Source organism: Hahella sp. HNIBRBA332 (assembly GCF_030719035.1).
Classification (GTDB): domain Bacteria; phylum Pseudomonadota; class Gammaproteobacteria; order Pseudomonadales; family Oleiphilaceae; genus Hahella.
In genome coordinates this window covers 1,378,233-1,400,886 of sequence record NZ_CP132203.1, presented here as the reverse complement: position 1 = coordinate 1,400,886, position 22,654 = coordinate 1,378,233, and the positions used below count along the sequence as shown (strand labels likewise).

Annotated in this window: 17 protein-coding genes; 10 read left to right on the top strand and 7 right to left on the bottom strand. The window is 54.5% G+C overall.

Annotated features, from left to right (window positions below; all coding sequences use genetic code 11):
- Position 1: 1 nt before the first annotated feature.
- Together rnhA and O5O45_RS06515 are read right to left on the bottom strand one after the other, a co-directional pair.
- Positions 2 to 448: a ribonuclease HI gene (rnhA, locus tag O5O45_RS06520; protein ID WP_305904436.1), complete on the bottom strand. Its 447-nt coding sequence runs from the start codon at positions 446 to 448 to the stop codon at positions 2 to 4.
- The gene (locus O5O45_RS06515) at positions 435 to 1,223 is read right to left on the bottom strand and encodes a class I SAM-dependent methyltransferase (protein WP_305904435.1); all 789 of its coding nucleotides are present in this window, start codon (positions 1,221 to 1,223) and stop codon (positions 435 to 437) included. The genes rnhA and O5O45_RS06515 overlap by 14 nt, the downstream gene beginning before the upstream one ends.
- A 195-nt stretch (positions 1,224 to 1,418) precedes the next feature.
- Here O5O45_RS06515 and gloB point away from each other — a divergent pair, with 195 nt between their 5' ends.
- A complete protein-coding gene (gene gloB, locus O5O45_RS06510; protein WP_305904434.1) occupies positions 1,419 to 2,192 on the top strand; it encodes a hydroxyacylglutathione hydrolase in 774 nt (257 codons plus the stop codon).
- Positions 2,193 to 2,276: 84 nt separating this feature from the next.
- The gene (locus tag O5O45_RS06505) at positions 2,277 to 4,022 is read left to right on the top strand and encodes a LysM peptidoglycan-binding domain-containing protein (RefSeq protein WP_305904433.1); all 1,746 of its coding nucleotides are present in this window, start codon (positions 2,277 to 2,279) and stop codon (positions 4,020 to 4,022) included.
- A 114-nt stretch (positions 4,023 to 4,136) separates the two neighbouring features.
- On the opposite strand, the gene O5O45_RS06500 is transcribed toward O5O45_RS06505, so the two are convergent.
- Positions 4,137 to 5,579 carry an HDOD domain-containing protein gene (locus O5O45_RS06500; protein ID WP_305904432.1) on the bottom strand — a complete coding sequence of 481 codons (1,443 nt, stop codon included), beginning with the start codon at positions 5,577 to 5,579 and terminating at the stop codon, positions 4,137 to 4,139.
- A gap of 381 nt (positions 5,580 to 5,960) precedes the next feature.
- Here O5O45_RS06500 and O5O45_RS06495 point away from each other — a divergent pair, with 381 nt between their 5' ends.
- The 6 genes from O5O45_RS06495 (at position 5,961) to O5O45_RS06470 (ending at position 13,917) form a co-directional block, all read left to right on the top strand.
- Positions 5,961 to 7,763 (top strand): extracellular solute-binding protein, encoded by a 1,803-nt coding sequence (locus O5O45_RS06495; protein WP_305904431.1) that lies wholly within the window; start codon positions 5,961 to 5,963, stop codon positions 7,761 to 7,763.
- 3 nt (positions 7,764 to 7,766) lie between these two features.
- Positions 7,767 to 8,852 (top strand): microcin C ABC transporter permease YejB, encoded by a 1,086-nt coding sequence (locus O5O45_RS06490; RefSeq protein WP_127969876.1) that lies wholly within the window; start codon positions 7,767 to 7,769, stop codon positions 8,850 to 8,852.
- A 4-nt stretch (positions 8,853 to 8,856) separates the two neighbouring features.
- Complete coding sequence (locus O5O45_RS06485) at positions 8,857 to 9,888, top strand: ABC transporter permease (RefSeq protein ID WP_459077240.1); 1,032 nt, start codon at positions 8,857 to 8,859, stop codon at positions 9,886 to 9,888.
- Positions 9,889 to 9,900: 12 nt separating this feature from the next.
- Positions 9,901 to 11,490, top strand: a complete 1,590-nt coding sequence (locus tag O5O45_RS06480) for an ABC transporter ATP-binding protein (RefSeq protein ID WP_305904430.1) — start codon at positions 9,901 to 9,903, stop codon at positions 11,488 to 11,490.
- Positions 11,491 to 11,747: 257 nt separating this feature from the next.
- Positions 11,748 to 12,530 carry an enoyl-ACP reductase FabI gene (locus tag O5O45_RS06475; RefSeq protein ID WP_305904429.1) on the top strand — a complete coding sequence of 261 codons (783 nt, stop codon included), beginning with the start codon at positions 11,748 to 11,750 and terminating at the stop codon, positions 12,528 to 12,530.
- A gap of 316 nt (positions 12,531 to 12,846) precedes the next feature.
- Complete coding sequence (locus O5O45_RS06470; protein WP_305904428.1) at positions 12,847 to 13,917, top strand: alpha/beta fold hydrolase; 1,071 nt, start codon at positions 12,847 to 12,849, stop codon at positions 13,915 to 13,917.
- A gap of 76 nt (positions 13,918 to 13,993) precedes the next feature.
- Here O5O45_RS06470 and O5O45_RS06465 read toward each other — a convergent pair whose 3' ends face one another.
- Both O5O45_RS06465 and O5O45_RS06460 read right to left on the bottom strand, forming a co-directional pair.
- Entirely contained in the window at positions 13,994 to 14,413 is a 420-nt protein-coding gene (locus O5O45_RS06465) for a PilZ domain-containing protein (RefSeq protein WP_305904427.1), read from the bottom strand.
- Positions 14,414 to 14,416: 3 nt separating this feature from the next.
- Positions 14,417 to 16,222: a DUF1631 family protein gene (locus O5O45_RS06460; protein WP_305904426.1), complete on the bottom strand. Its 1,806-nt coding sequence runs from the start codon at positions 16,220 to 16,222 to the stop codon at positions 14,417 to 14,419.
- Between the two features lie 757 nt (positions 16,223 to 16,979).
- On the opposite strand from O5O45_RS06460, the gene O5O45_RS06455 reads away from it, so the two are divergent.
- Positions 16,980 to 18,050 (top strand): 3-deoxy-7-phosphoheptulonate synthase, encoded by a 1,071-nt coding sequence (locus O5O45_RS06455; RefSeq protein WP_305904425.1) that lies wholly within the window; start codon positions 16,980 to 16,982, stop codon positions 18,048 to 18,050.
- A 100-nt stretch (positions 18,051 to 18,150) separates the two neighbouring features.
- Here O5O45_RS06455 and O5O45_RS06450 read toward each other — a convergent pair whose 3' ends face one another.
- Positions 18,151 to 19,014, bottom strand: coding sequence for a universal stress protein (locus O5O45_RS06450; protein WP_305904424.1), 864 nt, complete (start codon positions 19,012 to 19,014; stop codon positions 18,151 to 18,153).
- A complete protein-coding gene (locus O5O45_RS06445; protein WP_371747972.1) occupies positions 19,014 to 20,507 on the bottom strand; it encodes a SulP family inorganic anion transporter in 1,494 nt (497 codons plus the stop codon). Before O5O45_RS06445 ends, O5O45_RS06450 begins: the two co-directional genes overlap by 1 nt.
- A gap of 316 nt (positions 20,508 to 20,823) precedes the next feature.
- Here O5O45_RS06445 and O5O45_RS06440 point away from each other — a divergent pair, with 316 nt between their 5' ends.
- On the top strand, positions 20,824 to 22,599 hold the full coding sequence (locus tag O5O45_RS06440) for an ABC transporter substrate-binding protein (RefSeq protein ID WP_305904423.1): 1,776 nt from the start codon (positions 20,824 to 20,826) through the stop codon (positions 22,597 to 22,599).
- The last annotated feature ends 55 nt before the right edge of the window (positions 22,600 to 22,654 follow it).

Genomic DNA, 22,654 nt, shown 5'->3' with positions numbered 1-22,654 from the left:
CTCAGCCTGTCTCGCCTAACGCATCTTTAACGCCGAGATTGGCCAGCTCGTCCGCGCGTTCGTTTAATGGATGGCCACTGTGGCCTTTGACCCAGCGCCAACTGATATCATGCTTATTGCGCTCTTTGTCCAACGCCTGCCACAAATCAACGTTTTTTACCGGATCTCCGCCGCTGGTGCGCCAGCCCTTCTTGATCCAGTTTTGCATCCATTCGGTGATGCCTTTGCGCACATATTGGGAATCCGTATAGAGTTCAACTTTGCAGCCTTGCTTCAACGCCCGCAGCGCTTTGATCGCCGCCATGAGCTCCATACGATTGTTGGTGGTGTCGAGCTCTCCCCCGTATATCTCCTTTTTATTCTTCCCGTATATCAGGATCGCTCCCCAACCGCCGGGCCCGGGATTCTTTTTGCAGGCGCCGTCGGTATAAATTTCAACTGTCTTCATTCTTTTTGTACGGCCTGTAGGGCGTAAATTGATGGACTACAGCCGCCCCCGCGACACGCGAGCTGCGCCATTGCGGCCGCAGCGGAATCACGCACCCCACTCGTTTTTGAGCGACGATGGTGTAGTAAGCTCCCAGGGGCAGCCGGAAACGTGCGCCGAACTTATCAAGAAACGCAAGACGACTCAACCATTGCAGATTGGTGACCGGCGGCGCATAGAAACAATGGCGCACATCTTTAAGGCGGAAGTCCAGCAGGCTCAACCAGTCCTCCAGACGAGAGGAAGTCAGGAAGCGCCCGGACCAGGGAGCCTTCGGACTCCTGAAGATCGCCCTGCGCAAACCCCAGGCGCTAAGAGGGTTAAACCCTATGATCACCATATGGCCGCCCGAGCGCAGCACACGCGCCGCCTCGCGCAAGGACTGGTGCGGCCGCGCAGCCACATCAAGCGTATGATGCAGAATGACCAGATCAATGCTGTCGCTTTCCAGCGGCAACTCATGGGAGTGGCAGACCAGAGAGCCCTCTGGCAGCTCTTTCTCCCAGCGGGGAACGGAGATGATACGGTGTCCAAGCAGACTGGACTGGCCCACCGGCAGCTCATGACTGACCAGTAACTCCAACTGGTGATAGCCAAAAAAGCGCCCAATGCTTTGCTCCACAGTCTGGCGTTGATTGGCCAGCATGGTCTGCCCCAGAGGCGACTGAAACCAGGCTTCAAAATCCTTCTGCAGACGCTCCGCTTCCATGTCGCTTTTAACTTTCAGTCCTCGCACGCATCCCCCTTGGTCAGTTCTCTGTGAAAACTTACTTTCGTTTGAAAACCACTTAACAACAGACAGCGAGCAGCTATGCTATTAAGATGGCCCTCATATCTATCGGGTTAATGATAAGGGCAGTTCAAAATATGATAAGCGCCTGGCGGCAAGTTTTCTAATATTTCATCAACGCAAAACAGCCAGTAATTGAGAATGACCGAAATACTCCCCATTCCAGCCTTCAACGATAACTACATCTGGTCGATTCAGAATGACCAGGGCGACGCCTGGCTAGTGGATCCCGGCGACGCGCGCCCCGTGGTGCGCCACTTGGCGGAAAACCATCTTAGGTTGAGGGGGATTCTGATTACGCACCATCATCACGACCACATCGGCGGCGTGAATGAGTTACTGGCCAAGCACTCTGTTCCGGTTTACGGTTTCATGCGTTCCGCCATCAAAGCTATCACCGCGCCTTTACAGGAGGGCGACCGTGTGGAACTGGGCAGCTTCTCACTGGAAGTACTTGAGACCCCGGGACACACCCTGGATCATATTGCCTACTTCGGCGACATCGCCGGCGCGCCGCGTCTGTTTTGCGGAGACACTCTGTTTTCCGCCGGCTGCGGACGATTGTTCGAGGGCGACCCGGCGATGATGCGTCGGTCTCTGGACAAACTGAAACGCCTGCCGGCGGATACCTATATATATTGCGCCCATGAATATACGTTATCTAACCTCCGTTTCGCTCAGGCCGTAATGCCGGAATCGGACGAGGTAAATAAAAGAAAACTACAATGTGAGACTTTGCGGGCTCAAGGCGCCCCGACTTTGCCTGCCGTGTTAGGCGAAGAGGTCGCCTACAATCCGTTCTTAATGGTGGAGCACCCCGCAGTACGCCGAATGGCGCAGGAAGTTTCCGGTTCTCCCTGCGCCACCGCAACCGACACTTTTGCGGCGATTCGCGCCTGGAAGGATCGGTTCTAAAATTTTTTAACTTGCTGTCTATAAAATGTGTACCTAAAATCCGACCCTGGCATTTTTCAGGCTCAAAAGAAAAGTTGTGAAGTTATGGTTTGGATCTCGCGCCTCGCGATCACGTTGTCATTACTAGTCTGCGTCTCCTGTACGCAATTAAAAGGACTATCAAAGGAAGGCGGAGAGCCCCTGGCTGACGAAAGCGCCGCACACCAAGCGGACGCCTCTTCCCGCAAGAACGGCGAAGGCCCGGCGGGAGGCAAGCAGGACCCTTGGAATCCTTCTCTGCAATCGGATTATGAGTATCTTGACCTCAATGATCTCTCTCCCGAAGAACAGTTAACCTGGGCGGCGCAAGGGGCCCAAGGCGAAGACGGAGACATTGACGGCGGCGTGGATGCAGCGCCCGCCAATATCTGGAACCGCATTCGAGCCGGTTTCGCACTGGACCTCGTCAATCAGACCAATCCCCGTATTGATTCTGAACAGAAGTGGTACGCCAGTCATCAGTCCTATCTTGACCGCACTTTCGGTCGCAGCGCCTTATATCTGCACCACATTGTGAACGAGGCGGAAAAGCGCAAAATGCCCCTCGAACTGGCGTTATTGCCAGTGGTGGAAAGCGCCTTCGACCCCTTCGCCTATTCTCACGGTCGCGCGTCCGGCATCTGGCAGTTCATCCCCAGCACCGGTAAACACTTTGGGCTGCAACAAAACTGGTGGTATGACGGTCGTCGCGACATCGTCGCTTCTACCGACGCGGCGCTGACCTACTTGCAGAAGTTGTCGGACATGTTCGACGGCGACTGGCTGTTGGCGCTGGCGGCTTATAATTCAGGCGCCGGCACCGTTATGCGGGCGATCAAAAAGAATAAGGCGAAAGGTCTGCCGACCGATTACTGGTCGTTGAGCCTGCCCCGAGAAACAAGCATGTACGTGCCGCGCCTGTTGGCCATCGCCAAGGTTGTAGCGGACCCGGACACCAACGGCGTCACCCTGGTGGACATTGCAGATGAGCCTTATTTTGGCGTCGTGGAGCTGGATTCTCAAATCGACCTCGCTCAAGCGGCCAAACTGGCGCAAATCGACGTGGACGACCTTTACGTTCTTAACCCTGGTTACAACCAATGGGCGACTGCGCCTCTGGGTCCACATCGTCTCGCGCTGCCTTTACCGCAGATGAAAGTCTTTGAGGAAGCCTACGCCAACACGCCGAAAAAGCAGCTGGTGAACTGGACTCGCTACAAGGTCAAACAAGGCGACACGCTAATCACTATCGCCAAACACCACAAGACCACCCCGGAAGTCGTACAGGAAGTTAACCGGCTGAAAGGCGCGCTGATCAGAGTTGGCCAGCAGCTGCTGATTCCCAGCTCTTATGAAGGCGAAGATTTCTACAGCCTGAGCGCGGACAACCGTCTGGAAGCCAAGCAGTCGAAACAGGTGGGCGGCAGCGGTACCGCTAAAGTGGAGCACGTTGTGAAAGCCGGCGACACCCTGTGGGATATCGCCCAGGACTACAAAGTCAATGTCCGCAAGTTGGCGCGCTGGAACGGCATGGCGCCCGGCGATGTGCTCTCCCCCGGCAAAACCTTGGTTATCTGGACCAAATCCGGCGTGCAGCAAACCGCCAAGGCGTCATCGCCTTCCATCAAAAATCGTCAGGTTATTCGCAAGATCGGCTACAAAATTCGTAGCGGCGATTCGCTGTACCGCATCGCCAGCCGCTTTAACGTCAGCGTCAACGATCTATTGCGTTGGAACTCCATCAACAAGGGAAGCGTTCTGCGCCCTGGCCAGCGCCTGAGCATCTACGTGGACGTCACGCAAATTAACTGACAAACGCGGCTTACGGACGGAATGGTCACGCAAGCAAAAGGACTAAAAAGCCAGCGACAATGCTGGCTTTTTTATTGGGGAGCTAGAGACGTTTCCGATTCGCCCGCTACGAACTTATTTCTTCGCCAGCAGCGACAGACACAGACAGGTTTGCTGCACAAAATGCTTGAATCCCGTGTAGTAAGTTTCGCTCATGGGCCGACCGCTCACTCTTAGATCCGCATAGAGAAAGCCGACTTCTCTACCGTTGGCGATAATCGGCCCGATAAAGAAATCCCCCATCCCCACAATGTCGATGAAGGTGCGGGTGCGTAGTTTACTCAGGGAAGCGTAGCTGCCGCTGCCAATCCAGGCGGACTGCTGCGAACTCATGACGGCGTGGAAAAAATTATCCTGCGACTTGTCGTAGGCGAATCTGAACCGTTCCCGCCAGTTAATCATTTTTTGCCCCAACAGGAATTTCGCTCCAACCTGCGTTCGCGGCTGGTTGAAAATCGCCAGTACGACTCTCTCCAGACCCACTCCTCGATGGAGACCTTCCAACACCGTCTGGAACAATACCCCGGTGTCGATTTTGCCCGCCATCATTTGCATGATGCGCTGCAGCGTTTCCAGCTGGAACTGTGGATCCGGCTGCAGCAGAGGGCCGTCCGCCGCCAGTTCAGCCGACTTCGCCTCCCGACTGGTCTGCTCCAGGATTCTGGAGATCTGCGGGTCCGAGTATTCTCTGGATAACTCGGCCGCTTCTTCCATGCTCGCTTGCAGTTTGGCCTTGACCGTATTCACTGGCGAGTTGCTGAACACCGATACACGCTTCAGCACCGCCTGCATTTCCGGGGAGTCCCAGCCTTTCTCCACGGCGATGGAGATGTCTTCTCCCAAGCGCACCGCCTGGGCCTTCTTGCTGGGCTCATCCGGGGGCGACAGGGCTTCGCTGAGCGTGTCTCCCAGCCCCCATTCATTAGCCATTTCCCTCGTCAGCCGATCAAAGGTCACCCCCAACAATGCTTCCAGCTCTGGGGTGGAGACGCCTTGCTGGTACATGCGATAGGCCTTGTCCACGGCGGGATGAGGATAGCCCCAGATCAGCATTTCCCCCAGATGCAGCAACAGAGTTGCAACGAACACTTCCTCTTTCACGTCCGCCCGCGCTTTGTCACACAGATTGCGAGCCTGCACGGCGGCGTGGAAGGATCGAGCCATTTGCATGACCAGGCTGTCGCGGGGATGCTGCTTCAACAACGCTTCCATCACAATGGATGACACGCAAATCGCCCTTACTGCATTGAAGCCGATATGCATGATCGCCCGGCTGACAGTGGGTATAGGAGCCCTGCCGGGGTTATACACCGCACTGTTCGCCAGTTTGATGATTTTCGAGGTCAGCGCAGGGGTCTTCAGCACCACGTCCGAGAGTTGCGCCACGGAGGACTCCTCCGAGGCGGTCAACTGATTCAGTTGCCTGATGATCGCCCCCATCACCACAGCGTCCATGTGCGCCAACTCTTCAAGCCATTCGTCCAGGCCAAAAGGCGCCTTTGTCTTTGCCAAAACCATGATCGCTCTATTGGGTTCTCTTAATTAAATAGTAGAAGTCGCCGCAGGATGCGTAAAAGTCATGCGTTGAATAAGTGTAGTCGCTTTACGGGAAGTCAGCCGTGCATGTGGTTTCGCGACATTTCCAACAAGCTTAGCGACAGCGATGAACGCGCAGCGCAGCCTAAACGGATCGTAATATAAAGCGCTTGAAGCCTCGCGCCGGACAAAGCAACATGCAATCTGGAACGCCCGCCCACCGGGCGCAGGGATTTTGTCGGCAAGGACGCGTGGATCACAGTTTACGGCAGCGGCCCGTCAATCGTCTTGTACGCCCGCATTAAACTGCTAATATCAATAACTGCTTGTTTTCAATAAATTAACCTTTAACAAGGCTATGAAATGATTCGATCCTTCGTTCTGCTGCTCTTATGCGCCGTTAGCTTGGTATGTTATGGAGAGCCGGAGGTCATCACAGCAAAAGGCATCGCGCTCAGGGGCGAACCCAAGTATCCGGACGATTTTTCCCACTTCGATTACGTTAACCCCAACGCGCCCAAAGGCGGCACGATCCGACTTCACTCAATCGGCACCTACGACAACTTTAACCGTTATGCACAAAGGGGTACCTCCGGTGCGGGCGCAGACGAGCTATACGATAGTTTGCTGATCGCTTCTCAGGACGAAATTGAAGTCTACTATCCGTTGATAGCGGAGAAGATTGAATTCGCGTCTGATTATTCCTGGATCATTTTCCATATCAATCCCAAAGCGACCTTTCAGGACCGCAAGCCGATCACCGCCCAGGACGTCAAATTCTCCTTTGAGAAGTTCGCCAACGAAGGCGTGCCTCAATTTAAAAAATATTATTCGTTCATCACCTCAATCGACGTCCTGGATGAACATCAAGTCAAATTTTCAATGCAGGACGCCAATCGAGAGCAAATGTTCTCCTTATTTGGTCTCAAAATCCTGCCGGAGCACTACTGGGCCTCCCGCAATTTCGGCGACCCCATTAAGGACGTGCCCCTGGGCAGCAGCGGCGTCACCATCAGCGATTACAGTTACGGCCAGTATGTAGTGGTGAAAGCACTGGATGATTACTGGGGCAAAGACCTGCCCGTCAACAAAGGCCGCAACAACATCACTTATACCCGCTACGACTATTACCGGGACGCCACCGTCGCATTCGAAGCGTTTAAATCCGGCGAATTCGACTTCTGGCAGGAAGGCGAAGCCAAAAACTGGGCGACGGCCTACAACTTTCCTGCGATCAAGAACAAGCTCGTCAAGAAAGAAGAGTTGGCGCACAGTATTCCTCAAAGCACCAACGGCTTCGTTTTCAACACGGAACGCCCCATCTTCAAAGATCGTCGCGTTCGTAAGGCGCTGAGCTACCTGCTTGATTTTGAGTGGATGAACAAAGCGCTTTTTTATGGCCAGTATGTTCGCACCACCAGCTATTTCACCAATACGCCTTACTCTGCTTCAGGTCTTCCCAGCGAAGCGGAACTGGAGATCTTAAATCCACTAAAAGACCAGTTACCCCCGGAAGTATTCGAAAAACCATTCAAGCTGCCCGTCACCAACGGCGACGGCTACATTCGCGACAATATCCGCATCGCGCTCCAATTATTGAAGGAAGCTGGCTGGGAGCTGAGAGATGGAAAAACCGTCAACGCCAAAACCGGCCAGCAGATGGAATTTGAGCTACTCAGCTACAGCCCCACTACAGAACGTTCAGCAGCGCCGCTGAGGAGAAATTTGGAGAAGATCGGCATCATCATGAATCTGCGCCAAGTGGACCCAAGCCAGTACATCAACCGGGTGCGCAGCCATGACTTCGACATGGTGTCGTTCCGTTATCCCGCCCTCTCCTATCCTTCCAGTGATCTCAAGATCCTGTTCCACTCCAGTTTTGTCGACTCAACCTGGAACTCCGCTAACCTCAGAGATCCTGCAGTGGACGCGATTGTTGAAGGGATAGAAAAAAGCCAGGAAGACCCGGACAAATTGATGGTTTACGGACATGCGCTGGATCGAGTGCTGCTATGGAAATACCTCATGATTCCACAATGGCACCTAAGCGCCTTCCGCATCGCCTATTGGGACAAATTCAGCCGTCCTGAAACCCGCCCCAAATACGATTTAGGGCAGGACACCTGGTGGTTTGACAAAGACAAAGCAGCGCAACTTGGGCGTTAATCTATGGCCGCTTACATAATAAGACGACTCCTTCTGATGATCCCCACTCTCTGGGCGATCATCACTATTAACTTCTTCGTTATTCAGACCGCGCCCGGAGGGCCCGTCGAGCAAGCCATGGCGCAGTCCATGGGACTTGAAGGCGAGAGGTTGGACAGGATTACCGGCGCCAATCAAGGGGATGTGCAAAGTCAGGCCGCGGAAAGCTCTCAATATCGCGGAGCCAGAGGGCTGGACCCGGAGATTATCGCAGAAATCGAGAAACGCTTTGGATTTGATAAGCCAATACACGAACGCTACTGGGATATGCTGAAGAGCTACATCATGTTCGACTTTGGCGACAGTCTTTTTAAAAGCGGTAGCGTAGTCGATCTGGTTCTAGAGCGTATGCCCGTCACCATATCCATCGGTCTCTGGAGCACCTTGCTCATCTACATGATCTCCATACCTCTCGGCATTTCAAAAGCCCTGAGACATGGCCACCAGTTCGACAGATGGACCAGCACAGTTCTCTCCATCGCCTACGCCATTCCCGGCTTCCTGTTCGCCATTTTATTGGTGATTTTATTCGCTGGCGGCACCTATTTTGACTGGTTCCCGTTAAGAGGACTGGTATCCGATAATTGGGACACTTTGTCCTGGCCCGATAAGATTCTCGACTATTTCTGGCATATGGCGCTTCCGATCACCGCCAATGTTATCGGCGGCTTCGCCACGCTGACATTACTAACCAAGAACTCGTTCCTGGACGAAATCAACAAGCAGTATGTCATGACTGCTAAAGCGAAGGGCCTGACTCAATCCAGAGTTCTGTACAAGCATGTCTTCCGCAACGCCATGCTTATTGTTATTTCCGGGTTCCCGGCTGCATTTGTCAGTATTTTCTTCACCGGCGCCCTGCTGATCGAGGTCATATTCTCACTGGAAGGCCTTGGGTTACTAGGCTTCGAGGCCATCATGCAGCGCGACTACCCTATTGTTTTCAGTACACTTTATGTCTTCACGCTGATCGGCTTGCTGATATCCCTGCTGACGGATCTCACTTATACCTGGGTTGATCCCAGAATCGATTTCGAGAAGAGAGGGTGAAGCCATGGCGTTGATCAAACTCAGCTACAAAAATGCGCGCCGCTGGGAAACCTTCAAGAAGCATCGAATGGGACTGTTTTCATTGTGGATGTTTCTCGCCCTGTTCGTCTTCTGTCTATTCGCCGAGTTCGTCGCCAACGACAGACCCATTCTGGTGAAATACGATGGAGACTACTACTTCCCCGTCTGGAACACCTATCTGGAAACAGAATTCGACGGCGAGTTCGAGCTCGAAGCCGACTACAAGGATCCCTACGTCGCCAAGCTGATCAATGATAAGGGATGGATGATCTGGCCGCTGGTTCCTTATAACTACAAGACCATCATCTACGACTTGGACTCCCCGGCGCCAAGCCCTCCCAGCGCGAAGAACTGGCTCGGCACGGATGATCAGGGGCGAGACGTGTTGGCGCGGGTTATCTACGGTTTCAGAATTTCCGTTCTGTTCGGTTTCAGTTTAACGATCGTCTCCGCCATCATTGGCGTTATCGCAGGCGCTGCGCAGGGATATTACGGCGGCAAGGTGGATTTGCTTTTCCAGCGTTTTATCGAAATCTGGTCGAGCATGCCCACGCTGTTCTTACTAATCATTCTGGCGAGCATTATTCAACCCACTTTCTGGATACTACTCGGTTTCATACTTCTGTTTTCCTGGATGGGATACGTCGGCGCCGTGCGGGCGGAGTTTTTACGCGGCAGAAATTTCGAATATGTGGTGGCCGCCAGAGCCATGGGGATGAGCGACGGCAGGCTCATGTTCAAGCACATTCTTCCCAACGCCATGGTCGCTACGATGACCTTCGTGCCATTCACCCTGTCTGGTTCAGTGGTCATCCTGACGTCATTAGACTTCTTAGGGTTTGGATTACCCCCTGGCTCGCCGTCCTTGGGCGAACTATTGTCTCAAGGTAAAGGCAACCTGCAGGCGCCCTGGCTGGGCATCACCGCCTTTAACGTCCTGGCGTTGTTGATGGGTCTGTTGGTTTTCATCGGCGAAGGCGTCAGAGACGCTTTCGATCCGCGCACCAGTTATTAACCGGAGAGAGTCATGGATACAATTTTAAGCATGCAGGACCTGACTCTTAGCTTTACTCAGGGGGGGCGGGAAAGTCAGGTGGTTCACGGCGTCAGCTTTGATGTCAAAGCGGGACAGACGGTGGCGTTGGTGGGGGAAAGCGGCTCAGGAAAATCCGTCAGCTCACTGTCGATACTCAAATTGCTGAACTCCCCTCCTCTCAATTTCAAGAGCGGCAAAATTCTCTGGAAAGGGGAAGACTTGGTCAGCGCGCCGGAATCCCGTATGCGACAAGTACGCGGTCACGAAATCAGCGTCATATTTCAGGAGCCGCTGACCTCCCTCAACCCATTGCACAAAATCCATCGACAGATTTCGGAAATCATTGAGCTGCACCAGGGGCTATCCAAGAAACAGTGCATCGATCTGGCGCTGGACTGGCTCAATAAAGTCGGCATTCGCAACCCGGAACATAAGCTTAATGCATATCCGCATCAGCTTTCAGGTGGCGAGAGACAGCGTGTCATGATCGCCATGGCCTTGGTCAACAACCCCAAATTACTGATCGCCGACGAACCCACTACGGCGCTGGACGTCACGATACAGGCGCAGATTCTGGATCTGATCCGTCAGTTACAGGCGGAAATGAACATGGCCGTGCTGTTTATCACGCACGATCTGCATATCGTGAAAAAGCTGTCGGATTACGTCGTCGTGATGGAAAAAGGCCATGTGGTCGAACAAGGAGAAACTCAAAAACTGTTTTCCACTCCCTCCCATCCCTACACCCAAAAACTGATTGCAGCGGAGCCTCACGGCACGCCGCCAATTATCGCCACAGATGCGACGCCCATTCTGGAAGTCAAAAACCTTAAGTGCTGGTTTCCGATCAAGAAGGGCGTGCTCAAGCGAACCGTAGATCACGTCAAAGCAGTCAACGATATCAGTCTGGATATACTACCGGGCGAGTCCGTGGGATTGGTGGGAGAAAGCGGATCAGGCAAGTCAACATTGGGACGCACCATTCTGCGCCTGGAAAATAGCGAAGGAGTCATCAATTACAACGGTCAACGCATAGACCTGCTGGACAGCAAGTCCCTGAAGCCACTTCGCCGGGAAATCCAGGTTATTTTTCAGGACCCTTTCGGCTCTCTTAGCCCACGGTTAACCATCGAGGAGATCATCAGCGAGGGGCTGGAAATCCATAACATCGGCGACGCCGCCAGCCGCGAGCAAAGCGTGATTGAGGCGATGCGGGAAGTGGAGCTTGATCCTGAATGGCGCTATCGCTACCCCAATGAATTTTCCGGCGGACAGCGGCAACGCATCGCCATCGCCCGGGCGCTGGTGCTGAAGCCCAAGCTGCTCATTCTCGACGAACCCACCTCTTCCCTGGACCGCACCATCCAGCAGCAGGTCATCGAGCTGTTGCAGCGACTGCAAAAAGAGCACCATCTCAGTTACTTGTTCATCAGTCATGATCTGCGAGTGGTGAAAGCCCTTTGTCACCGTATCGTGGTCATGCAGGGCGGAGAGCTGGTGGAAGCCGGCGACTGCGACGCTATTTACGCCAATCCGACTCAGCCCTACACACGCAAATTATTGGAAACTGCTTTTTATTAATACAAAGCGGTTACATCTCATACCAGCGCGCCCTTCACCGCCCCGTTAAATGCCCCCGGGGCGTTGCGGGACGGGCCACGGCGCGCCTTTTTCTGTCATACTAAAGACTCATAGAAGCGTCGCCGTGATTAGTAAGAAAATATTTAATGTTTCAGCCGACAATAAGTTTTGGATGTTAGCTTAAGTAAATACAATCATCGGCCGTTTATTCATAAACAGCTTGAAGGTCTCTCTGAAGATAACTACAGGATAGAAAAATGGGATTACTAAGCGGAAAAAAAGCACTGATCGTCGGTGTTGCAAGTAAATTATCCATCGCCAAAGGTATCGCTGACGCTTTCCATCGGGAAGGCGCGGAAATCGCCCTGACCTACCAGAACGATAAGCTCAAGGGCCGGGTGGAAGGTTTCGCCGCGGAATACGACTCCAAGCTGACATTTCCCTGCGACGTAAGCAGCGACGCTGAAATCGAACAACTGTTCAAAGACCTCGGCCAGCATTGGGACGGAATTGATATTCTGGTGCATTCCGTCGGTTACGCGCCAGGCCATGAGCTTGAAGGCAATTACGTGGACGCCACTACTCGCGAAGGCTTCCGCATCGCTCACGACATCAGCTCCTACAGCTTCGTCGCGTTGGCGAAAGGCGCACGCGAAATGATGAAAGGCCGCAACGGCAGCCTGCTGACGCTGACCTATCTGGGCGCAGAGCGCGTTATCCCCAACTACAACGTGATGGGTCTGGCCAAAGCCAGTCTTGAAGCCAACACCCGTTACATGGCATGCAGCCTGGGGCCGGAAGGCACTCGCGTCAACGCGATTTCCGCAGGTCCAATCCGCACTCTGGCGGCGTCCGGAATCAAGGATTTCCGCAAGATGCTGCAGGAAAACGAGAAGCAGACGCCACTGCGTCGCAACGTGACCATCGAAGAAGTGGGCAACGCCGCGCTGTTCCTGTGCTCTGATCTGGCCAGCGGCGTTACCGGTGAAATCATGTACGTGGATGGCGGCTTCAACATTACCGCCAGAGGCGGCGAATAAGTTATCGCTGCTGACTGCAATACCGCGGAGCCGGATTATGCCGGCTCCTTATTTAATTCCTCTCGCCTTTTCTTAACTTCTCCGCTTCGTCTGATCCTTGCGCCTCCGTTTTCCCGTTTACTTAATGAGCCTTCCCCCCCAGTTCCAGCTTTCGCCCTGGGTTGCATCTGACAGGCGTGTATTGGTTTTCAGCACCACGTCACTGTATGAGTCCCGCATTAGGGTTAATGTAACCGTTTGTTATCTCGGGACGTAACGCTCCCACCACGCAACGTATATAAAAACAATATCCACACCAGGAGTATTTCAGCCGCATATGAACAGGAAGCTCTTACTGTCGTTCTGCCTTCTATTCGTCGTCGGGCTCAGTGGCTGCGCCAGCCTCAAACCATCTCTCAAAGCCAGCCCCACACTCGCCAACGCCCTGGGCGTCGCAGACATCCCCCTGAAAGAGTTAAAGAAGCAATATGCGGATAAAGACTCCCGCTTCATGGAAGTGGACGACCTGCAGATTCACTATCGCGATGCCGGAGAAGGGCCAACCATTGTCTTGCTGCACGGCATCATGTCGTCTTTACATACATGGGAAGGATGGATTGAGGAATTACGCAAGAACTACCGCGTCATCGCGCTGGATCTTCCCGGTTACGGTCTGACCGGAGGGCCGGAAGACGCCGACGACTTCGATGAGGACTACGTTTACACCCGTTTCAGCAAGTTCATCCGACAACTGGAGCTAACCCGATTCAGTCTGGCCGGCAATTCCTTCGGCGGATATCTTTCCGCCCGCTACGCCGCAGAGCATCCCGAGCAGGTGGAAAAACTCATTCTGATTGACCCGGTAGGCTACCCACAGGAACACACGCCGGGAGTCTTCGACCTGGCCACCATGCCGGTGGTGGGCACTCTGGCCAATTACGTGCAACCGCCGATATTGGTGACGCGCAATGTGGAGCAGGTTTATGGCGATCCCAAGCGAATCAGCCAGGACAATCTCTACCGATACGTACACATGTCCCAGCGCCCCGGCGCCAGGAAGATATACGTGCGCACCATGCGCATTATGAAAGAAGCCGCCGCAGAGCAACGCAACCTTCCTTTCGCGGACATTCGCTCGCCGACGTTATTGATGTGGGGAGAAGCGGATCGTTGGGTTCCCATTACACTGGCGGAACGCTGGCGCGGGGATGTCAGGAATATCAAATTCATCAGCTATCCCGGCGTAGGACACGTGCCCATGGAGGAAATCGCCTACCAGACCGTACAGGACGCTATCGTATTTCTGTCGGACCTACAGCAGGCGCCGACTCGCAGCGAGCCGTCTATTGAAGAACTGGAATCCATTCTACAAGGCGACGGCGGCTTCGAGCCCATGGAGGGCATTTAACGCCCTCGTCGGACCGAGCTGGCCGGACAACGCCACAGCCCTCCGCTCACACTGAGGATTCGCGATTTGCGGAGCCTCAGTGGGTCACATGATCCGCGTGATCGGCGTCCTCATCGGAAAACATGGCTGACACCGCCATTTTCCACTCGGCGATGGAGGTCTCTTCAGATTCGAACAACGCCAATCCGGTCATATATCCATAAGTTCCCGGCAGGCGTTTTCGCCACTTCACTTCAGCGGTAAGATGAAACCTGTCGCCGGTTTTCTCCCGCAGGATGCATATCTGCAATATGGCCCCAACTCGTAGCGCTTCCGGAATGCGCACCTGCAGCCCGTTGGCGGAGATATCCACCGTCTCGGTCGCCCGCACCGCCGGATTAAGGTCATCGCTTTCCACTGCGCCGGGGGTCATGATTTCCACATAAATCACCTCATTGTGCGGCAGACGCGGCTCCGTGCGCTGGTTATCGTCCAGGGGATTTTCTTTCACCGACATACGTCACCTCTTCGCAATGCCTATTCTGCCCAAGGCGCGGGACAACCTTTCTTCCATTTCCACACCAGCTCCCAACACTTCAAAAAGCCCTTCGAGAATCTGGTTCACAACCTCATCACGTTTCATTTCTGTTATTTTCATCCCGAAATCATCTACAAATATCAGCTTGTCCGTGGCGTTCAAACGTACACCCAGCTTGCAGCGCACAGGTTCGCCTCCCTTCTGCAACTGCACCCAGCCACCCACTTTGAGACCGTCAATCGCGTTACGCGCCTGCTGACGCAACTCCAGGGCTTTTCTTTCCTGCTCTTCCAACTCCCGTCGGCGCAACTCCTGCTCCGCCTCAAGGCGCTCCTGCTCCAGCTTTCTGGCGGCTTCTTCCCGCGCAGCGATGATCGCCCTGGCCTCGGCTTCCGCTTTTTCCTGCGCCGCCTTGCGCAACGCCTTTTCTTTCGCCAGCAAACTTTGCTGACGCAGACGCTGCGCGCGATCCCAGACAATATACTCCCTGGCCAGCTCATAGAACACTTGCTGAATGCGGGTCGAACCATCAAACGCCTGCAAGCGGCCTTCATCCTTGTCCTTGATCAAATCCTCTATGGGCTCTATCGACGTCTTTCTGCCGTTATAGTCGCCCCAGACCACCACTTTCTGCCCCGGCAGATACACCAGAAACTTGCATACTTTTTCAAACCGGTTAAACCAACCCCCGCGCAACTCCGTCAGCGCCAGTTCGTCAATCTGCAATTGATCTCTCACCTCATCCAGTTCCGTGGGAGCCGGCGTGAACATCACCCGCTCCACATCCTGACCTTTGACGATGCTCATCAGGATATCCTCCAGCCAGGCCAGGGTTTGCTCCGCATCATTGGGGTTATGGCTCAGGCTCACCAGATGCTTCTCCAGCTCCTCTACGATCAATCCGGCGAAGGTGTATAACTTCTGCTGGCTGGCGGGCGTATGATCGCCGCGAAACGTGAACACAATGCGATCGCACAGCTTACGCATGATCGAATAGTGTTTGCTGCTTTCACCTTCCTGCAACAGCACCAGTCGCATGGAATCGAGCCAGGGCCCTTTCATAAACTGGACCACCACTTCCGGCAGCTCCACCCCCGCCGCTGATTGATTCACCGCCATCGCGGCCTTCTGGTGGATATACCAGGCATTGTCTAGCCCCAATTCAGTTTCAATCAGGCGCTTTTCCAATTGATGACGACGCTGACTTTCCCGCTGCCACTCCGCCATCAAGGCGTCGTAGGCGCGTCGCTGCTCGTCGAAGCTGAGACAGTTGTCGTCATCCAGCAAGTGCGTCAGGGCGGACAGGGACTTCATCACAAAGGGCGGCGGCTGCCCCCCGCCTTCCTCCCATCCCATAAACAGCTTTTCCACCAACTCCAGCAAACGCGCCACCGGGTGTTCTTCATTGATGACGAATTCCGGTTGATCGAGCAGCAAGGCGGCGAATATGTATTTACGACGCAACAGCGTCTTCTTTACGAATGGGTCCAGGGGACTGGCGTTTTCCCAGCGCTCCACCGCACGGTCGATGAAAGTAAGGCAGTTGACCAGCGTTCTGTCCAATCCGCCAAGCTCTTTACTAAGCGCCAGCACCACGCCTTTGAGGTTTTCCTGCTTCTCCCGGCTCACGCTGGCCAGCTTGTCCGCCACCTCATGACGCTCCCGGTCAATTTGCGGCGGCGCGGCGGTGTCGCCAAGAAAAGAAAAAATTTCTTTCGTCTCTGGAAGCTCCAGTCTGACCAAGGCCGCGGAAAGGGCTTCTACTGTAACTTCAGCTTGCTCCATCATGTACCTTTTGCACGCAACCCAACTTTTCAAGACAGCCGCATCAGCGAGATCCGGGCCGAAGCGGTCCGGTGTTAGAGGGGAATGAAAACGCGAGGTTAAAAATGTCCGGACGACTCTAAAAGTATAGTCGGATTTGTCGCGGGCGAGTCGCGTCTGACAGATATTTCATGCTTGTCGCCTATAACCGCCAATTCTGTACAGACCGCTCTTATGACCAATCAATATGACCTCACAAACGTAATACTGTTATGCTTTAAAACAGAGTCCCACAAGACCGCACAGCAGTGAATAACAAGGAGGACTCAATGTATAACCTTTGCGAAGATCGCCGCCGCAGAGAGCGTCGCAACCAACCGGGATCGAACGCGCCCAGGATCAAGAACCTTGAGCGTCGCAGCACTGACCGGCGCAGGGACAGACGTCCATTGGACGAATTTCCCTATTTGCCCCAGTGTTGCCTATAGTCGGCTAACGCCGACCCTACCGGAGACGGAAAATTCCGTCTCCGGGTTCCTGTTTTACGGTTAAACCGCCCGCAAACTCCCACCGTGCGCCGAATTTCCTCTATTCATCTATAGGCTAACGCCGGCAAGCTTGCTATTCTTCTTGTCCTGCCCGGGCCCGGCCGCGCCGCGGGGTTCGCCGGCGGGATCAAATCAAACCAGCGCCATCGGGGACCTGACGAACTCTTTTTCCCATAAGCGAAGTTCGCCTGACGCCTGGAGTGCTGACACGGGAAATCAAGTAGGGATCAAGCATGTCCTTAAATCAGATTGAAAACGTAAATGTAAACAGTCAGGAGATTCTCATCACTCCTGACCAGCTTAAGAGCGACATCCCTCTGTCCGAACAAGCGGGTCAAACCGTTATCGAGGGTCGCGAAACCATCCGCAATATTCTTGATCGCAAGGATCACCGTCTGTTCGTAGTGGTCGGGCCCTGCTCGATTCACGACGTAGCCGCCGCCAAAGAGTATGCGCAGAAACTTAAAACGTTATCGGAAGAATTAAAGGACACTCTCTATCTGGTTATGCGCGTGTATTTCGAAAAACCGCGCACCACCATCGGTTGGAAAGGGTTGATCAACGACCCCAACCTGGATGACTCCTTCGAAATCGAGAAAGGCCTGCACCTGGGGCGGCAACTGCTGGTGGAGCTGGCGGAAATGGGTCTGCCTACCGCGACGGAAGCGTTGGATCCGATTTCTCCGCAATACCTGCAGGACACCATCTCCTGGTCCGCCATCGGCGCCAGAACCACTGAGTCGCAAACTCACCGTGAGATGAGCAGCGGCCTGTCCATGCCTATTGGCTTTAAGAACGGCACTGACGGCAGCCTCACTGTGGCGGTTAACGCCATGAGCTCCGTCTCGCATCCGCACTCATTCCTGGGCATCAACCGGGAAGGTCAGGTCGCCATCATCCGCACCAAAGGCAATGCCTACGGTCATGTGGTGCTGCGCGGCGGCGGCGGTAAGCCGAACTACGACTCCGTCAGCGTCGCACTGTGCGAGAAGGAACTGCAGAAGGCCAAGCTGCGCGAAGCCATCATGGTGGATTGCAGCCACGCCAACTCCAACAAGGACGCTTCTCTGCAGCCGTTGGTCATGCAGGACATCACGCATCAGATCATGGAAGGCAACAAGTCTATCGTGGGCGTGATGGTGGAAAGTAATATAAACTTCGGCAATCAGCCAATCCCCGCCAATCTGGCGGATCTGCAATATGGCGTCTCCATCACCGACGCCTGTATCGACTGGGCCACCACAGAAAAGGCCCTGCGCGACATGCACGACAAGCTGAAAGACGTTTTACCAAAGCGTATCTGAACGGCGAGTCAAGAAGTCCGCGTCCGCCGCACAGGTGGACGCCTTCCCTCTTTCTTAGATAATCCTGTTTAAAAAGCATCCCTGCTTTTACCAGGAATTCCTATCGCAGCAATAACAAGGGCTTCTGCGTCATTGTCAGCATCTTGGCGGTGAAACTGCCGAGCAGCAGTTCACGCAGGCGGGTATGGCTGTAAGCGCCCATGACGGTCAGATCAATATCGTGCTGGCGCTGGTACTCACACAGCTCCTGTTCCACCGAGCCAGTCAATGTCGCGGCGACCACATCAACGCCGGCGTTCCGCAAACGTTGCTCCGCCTGATCCAGCACCTGCTGATTGGCCTTGCCGTCGCGACTGACATGCACAACATGGCAACGCAGGCCTTTGTATAGCGGGCTTTCCGCCACCATATTCAACGCCTTGCCGGCGGCTTCACTGCCGTCATAAGCCAGCATGATGCGTTGAGGCGCGCTGAATTCGCCATTCACCACCAGCACCGGACGATGCAGGGAACGAATAATGGTTTCCAGGTGCGCGCCAACGCGGCCCGCCTGATTCTCATGCTCTTCGCCGCGAATGCCCATCACCAGCACCCCGATATCGTCCTCCAGCTCAATCAGGGCCTCAGTGAGGCCGCCATGACGCTGGTTGACCATAGGATCGCTGACGCCGGCGGCGACCACTCTTTCTTTCGCCGCCTCCAACATCAGTTTGCCTTCCTGCAGCAAAATTTTGCTGCGACGCTGCTCCAGGTCGGTCAGCTCCGCCAGCAGTTTCTCTCTGCTGCCCAGACCAATACTGCCGGTCAGATCCGACACGGCGGGGGCCTCGCGATGTTCGATATTGTGCAACAGCTTCAAGGGCGCGCCGACACGCTGCGCAATCCAGGCGGCGTAATCGCAGACGGCGCGACTGAAGTTGGAACCGTCGATACAGGCCAGCACCGTCTTGTTATTGCTCTCCATTAATGACCTCCCATGATTTTCTCGATCTCTTCGGGCTTATCGTGCACGCCGAAGCGGTCAACAATTGTCTCGCTGGCTTCGTTCAGGCCGATCAACTCGACATCCGCCCCTTCCCGGCGGAACTTTATCACTACTTTGTCCAACGCAGAAACGGCGGAGATATCCCAGAAGTGCGCGCGGTGCAGGTCGATGACGACTTTGTCCACAGCTTCCTTGAAATCAAAGTTGGCTACGAACTTGTCGGAAGAGTTGAAAAACACCTGTCCCACCACCCGGTAGGTGCGTTGCGCGCCATCTTCGCTCAAGGCGGACTCGACATACATGAAATGGCTGACTTTATTAGCGAAGAACAAGGCCGCCAGCAGCACGCCGACAAAAACGCCGTAGGCGAGATTATGAGTCGCAATCACTACTGCAACGGTGGCGATCATCACGATATTGGTGGAAAGCGGGTGCTTCTTCAGATTAATGATGGAATCCCAACTGAAGGTGCCGATCGACACCATGATCATGACCGCCACCAAAGCCGCCATAGGAATACGCGCCAGCCAGGGCCCCAGGAAAGCAATCATCACCAGCAACAGCAAGCCTGCCGCGAAGGTGGACAACCTGCCGCGACCACCGGATTTCACATTGATCACCGACTGGCCGATCATCGCACAGCCCGCCATACCTCCGAACAGACCCGCGCCAATATTGGCGATGCCCTGCCCTTTACACTCGCGGTTTTTATCGCTCTGCGTGTCGGTCAGATCGTCGACAATCGTCGCCGTCATCAAGGATTCCAGTAGTCCTACCACCGCCAGAGCGGCGGAATACGGGAAAATGATCGCCAAGGTGTCAAAGTTCAACGGCACGTCAGGGAACAGAAAAATCGGCAGCGTATCCGGTAGATTCCCCATATCGCCCACCGTGCGGATGTCCAGATCCAGCAACACCGCCACTGCGGTCATGGACAGGATGCACACCAGCGGGGACGGCAGAGTCTTACCGATGACCGGCACATACGGGAACAGATAAATGATGGCCAGCCCCGTCGCGGTCATGGCGTAAACGTGCCAGGTGACATTGGTCAGTTCCGGCAATTGCGCCATAAAGATAAGTATCGCCAGCGCGTTGACGAATCCCGTAACCACCGAACGGGAGACAAAACTCATCAACTGGCCGAGTTTCAAGTAGCCAGCCAGTATCTGCAGCACCCCCGTCAACAAAGTGGCCGCGAACAGGTATTGCAAGCCATGATCTTTCACCAGATCCACCATCAGCAACGCCATGGCGCCAGTGGCGGCGGAGATCATACCGGGTCTGCCGCCAACAATAGCGATAATCATGGCGATACAGAAGGAGGCGTACAGCCCTACTTTCGGGTCCACGCCGGCGATAATGGAAAACGCAATCGCCTCAGGAATCAGCGCCAGCGCAACCACCAGACCAGCCAGCAGATCGGCGCGCACATTTCCCAGCCAGTCATGTTTTTTTGAGAGTAACAGCATATTTGTTCCAAGAACGATCAGAAGCGGAGCGGCCTTCACCTGTCGGCGAGACCGATAAAAAAAGGGCGTTGGATTATACACGCTGTGCACAAAAACGCCATTTTTCTAAATTTTTCGTTTTGGAAAATCCAATTTCCACACCTACTTAGGCTATCCCAATACGAATAATTACAAATAATTCCGTACCAGCCATTTAAATTCGAGCATTTTGTGTATAAATTTTATTCATTGCGATTCGTTTCGTATTTCGAAGTTAGTCGCCAATCTTTCCTTTCGCAAATAAAAACGAACAAATACGAAGACAGGTTGAGTAGTTATGATCACAATAAAAAACACTTTCAGCGTCTCTATGCTTTCTCTCACTCTTGCCGCAGCGCTTCATGCCGCTGATGCAGCCGCCGGCCCTTACGCGGACCGGCTCTCGCCCGAGAAAAGAGCGCAGGTGGAAAAATGGGTGAACGGTGAGTTTAAAGACTCGTCCATCAGCCGGGATCAGCAAATCGAAGAGCTGGCCTGGTTTATTCATACCGCCACGCCTTATCAGGGACTCGAGCTGAATGTGCTGTCGGAAACCATTAAAACCCACGAATATGAATCCCAGGTGTTGGCGAAGGCGTTCACTGAGCTCACAGGGGTTAAAATTCATCATGAACTGCAGCCGGAAGGCACAGTCATTGATCGTCTCTGGGTGCAGTTCATTGGCGACCAACACCGTTATGACGCCTTCATCAGCGACTCCGACCTGATCGGCAATCACTCCCGCTCCGGACGCATTCTGGCTCTAAGCGACTTCATGCAAGGGGAAGGCAAAGACGTCACCTTACCTACCCTGGATATCAACGACTTTATCGGCATCAGCTTCGTGACCGGGCTCGACGGCAAGATCTATCAGCTTCCCGATCAACAGTTCGCCAATCTTTACTGGTTTCGCTACGACTGGTTCCAACGCCCGGACCTGAAGAAGAAATTCAAAGAGATTTACGGCTACGAGCTGGGAGTGCCGGTTAACTGGTCCGCCTATGAGGACATCGCCGACTTCTTCACCAATAAGGTCAAACATATCGATGGCGAACGGGTTTACGGACACATGGACTACGGCAAGCGCGATCCGTCTCTGGGCTGGCGTTTCACCGACGCTTGGTTTTCCATGGCCGGCGCAGGAGACCCGGGTCTGCCCAACGGCAAGCCCGTGGACGAATGGGGCATTCGCATCGAAGGTTGCCACCCGGTGGGTTCCAGTATGGATCGCGGCGGCGCCACCAACAGTCCGGCCGCCGTGTACTCGCTGGAGAAATACATCGATTGGTTGAAGAAATATGCGCCGCCGGAGGCCATCAAAATGGATTTCAGTGAAGCCGGCTCCGTTCCCGCGCAAGGTCACATCGCCCAGCAGATTTTCTGGTACACCGCTTTTACCTCAGACATGACCCAGCCCGGACTGCCAGTAGTGAACAGCGACGGCACGCCCAAATGGCGCATGGCCCCCTCGCCTCACGGCGCTTATTGGCAGGAAGGGATGAAACTGGGCTATCAGGACGCCGGTTCCTGGACCATCCCCAAAAACATGAGCCCAACCCGGCAAAAAGCGGTCTGGCTGTATGCGCAGTTCACCGTCGCCAAAACCGTATCCCTGAAGAAAACCTTGGTGGGTCTGACGCCGATTCGCGAATCCGACCTGAGATCCGCCGCCATGCAAAAAGCCGCGCCCAAGCTCGGCGGACTGGTGGAGTTCTACTTGAGCCCCGCCCGCAAAGCCTGGACGCCCACCGGCGTCAACGTCCCGGATTACCCTAAGCTGTCGCGCTACTGGTGGCCGACGCTGGCGGACGCCATCACTGGCAAGAAAACGCCGCAGCAGGCGCTGGATAGCTTGGCGGAAAGACAAGATCGGGCGATGGCGGTCATTCAGCGAAACATGGAACTGCAGTCCTGCGCGCCCAAAATCGCGGACGCCAGCGAGGTCAAGGGCGCGGACTACTGGCTACGCCAACCCGGCGCCCCCAAGCCCAAACTGGCCAATGAAAAGCCCAAGGGCATCACAGCGTCTTACGATGAGCTGTTGAAAGCCTGGAAGAACGGTCGCGTACGCTGATATCAGAGTAAAAAGGGGCTCCACCCCTAGGGAATACCCTGGTCAATATGAGGGG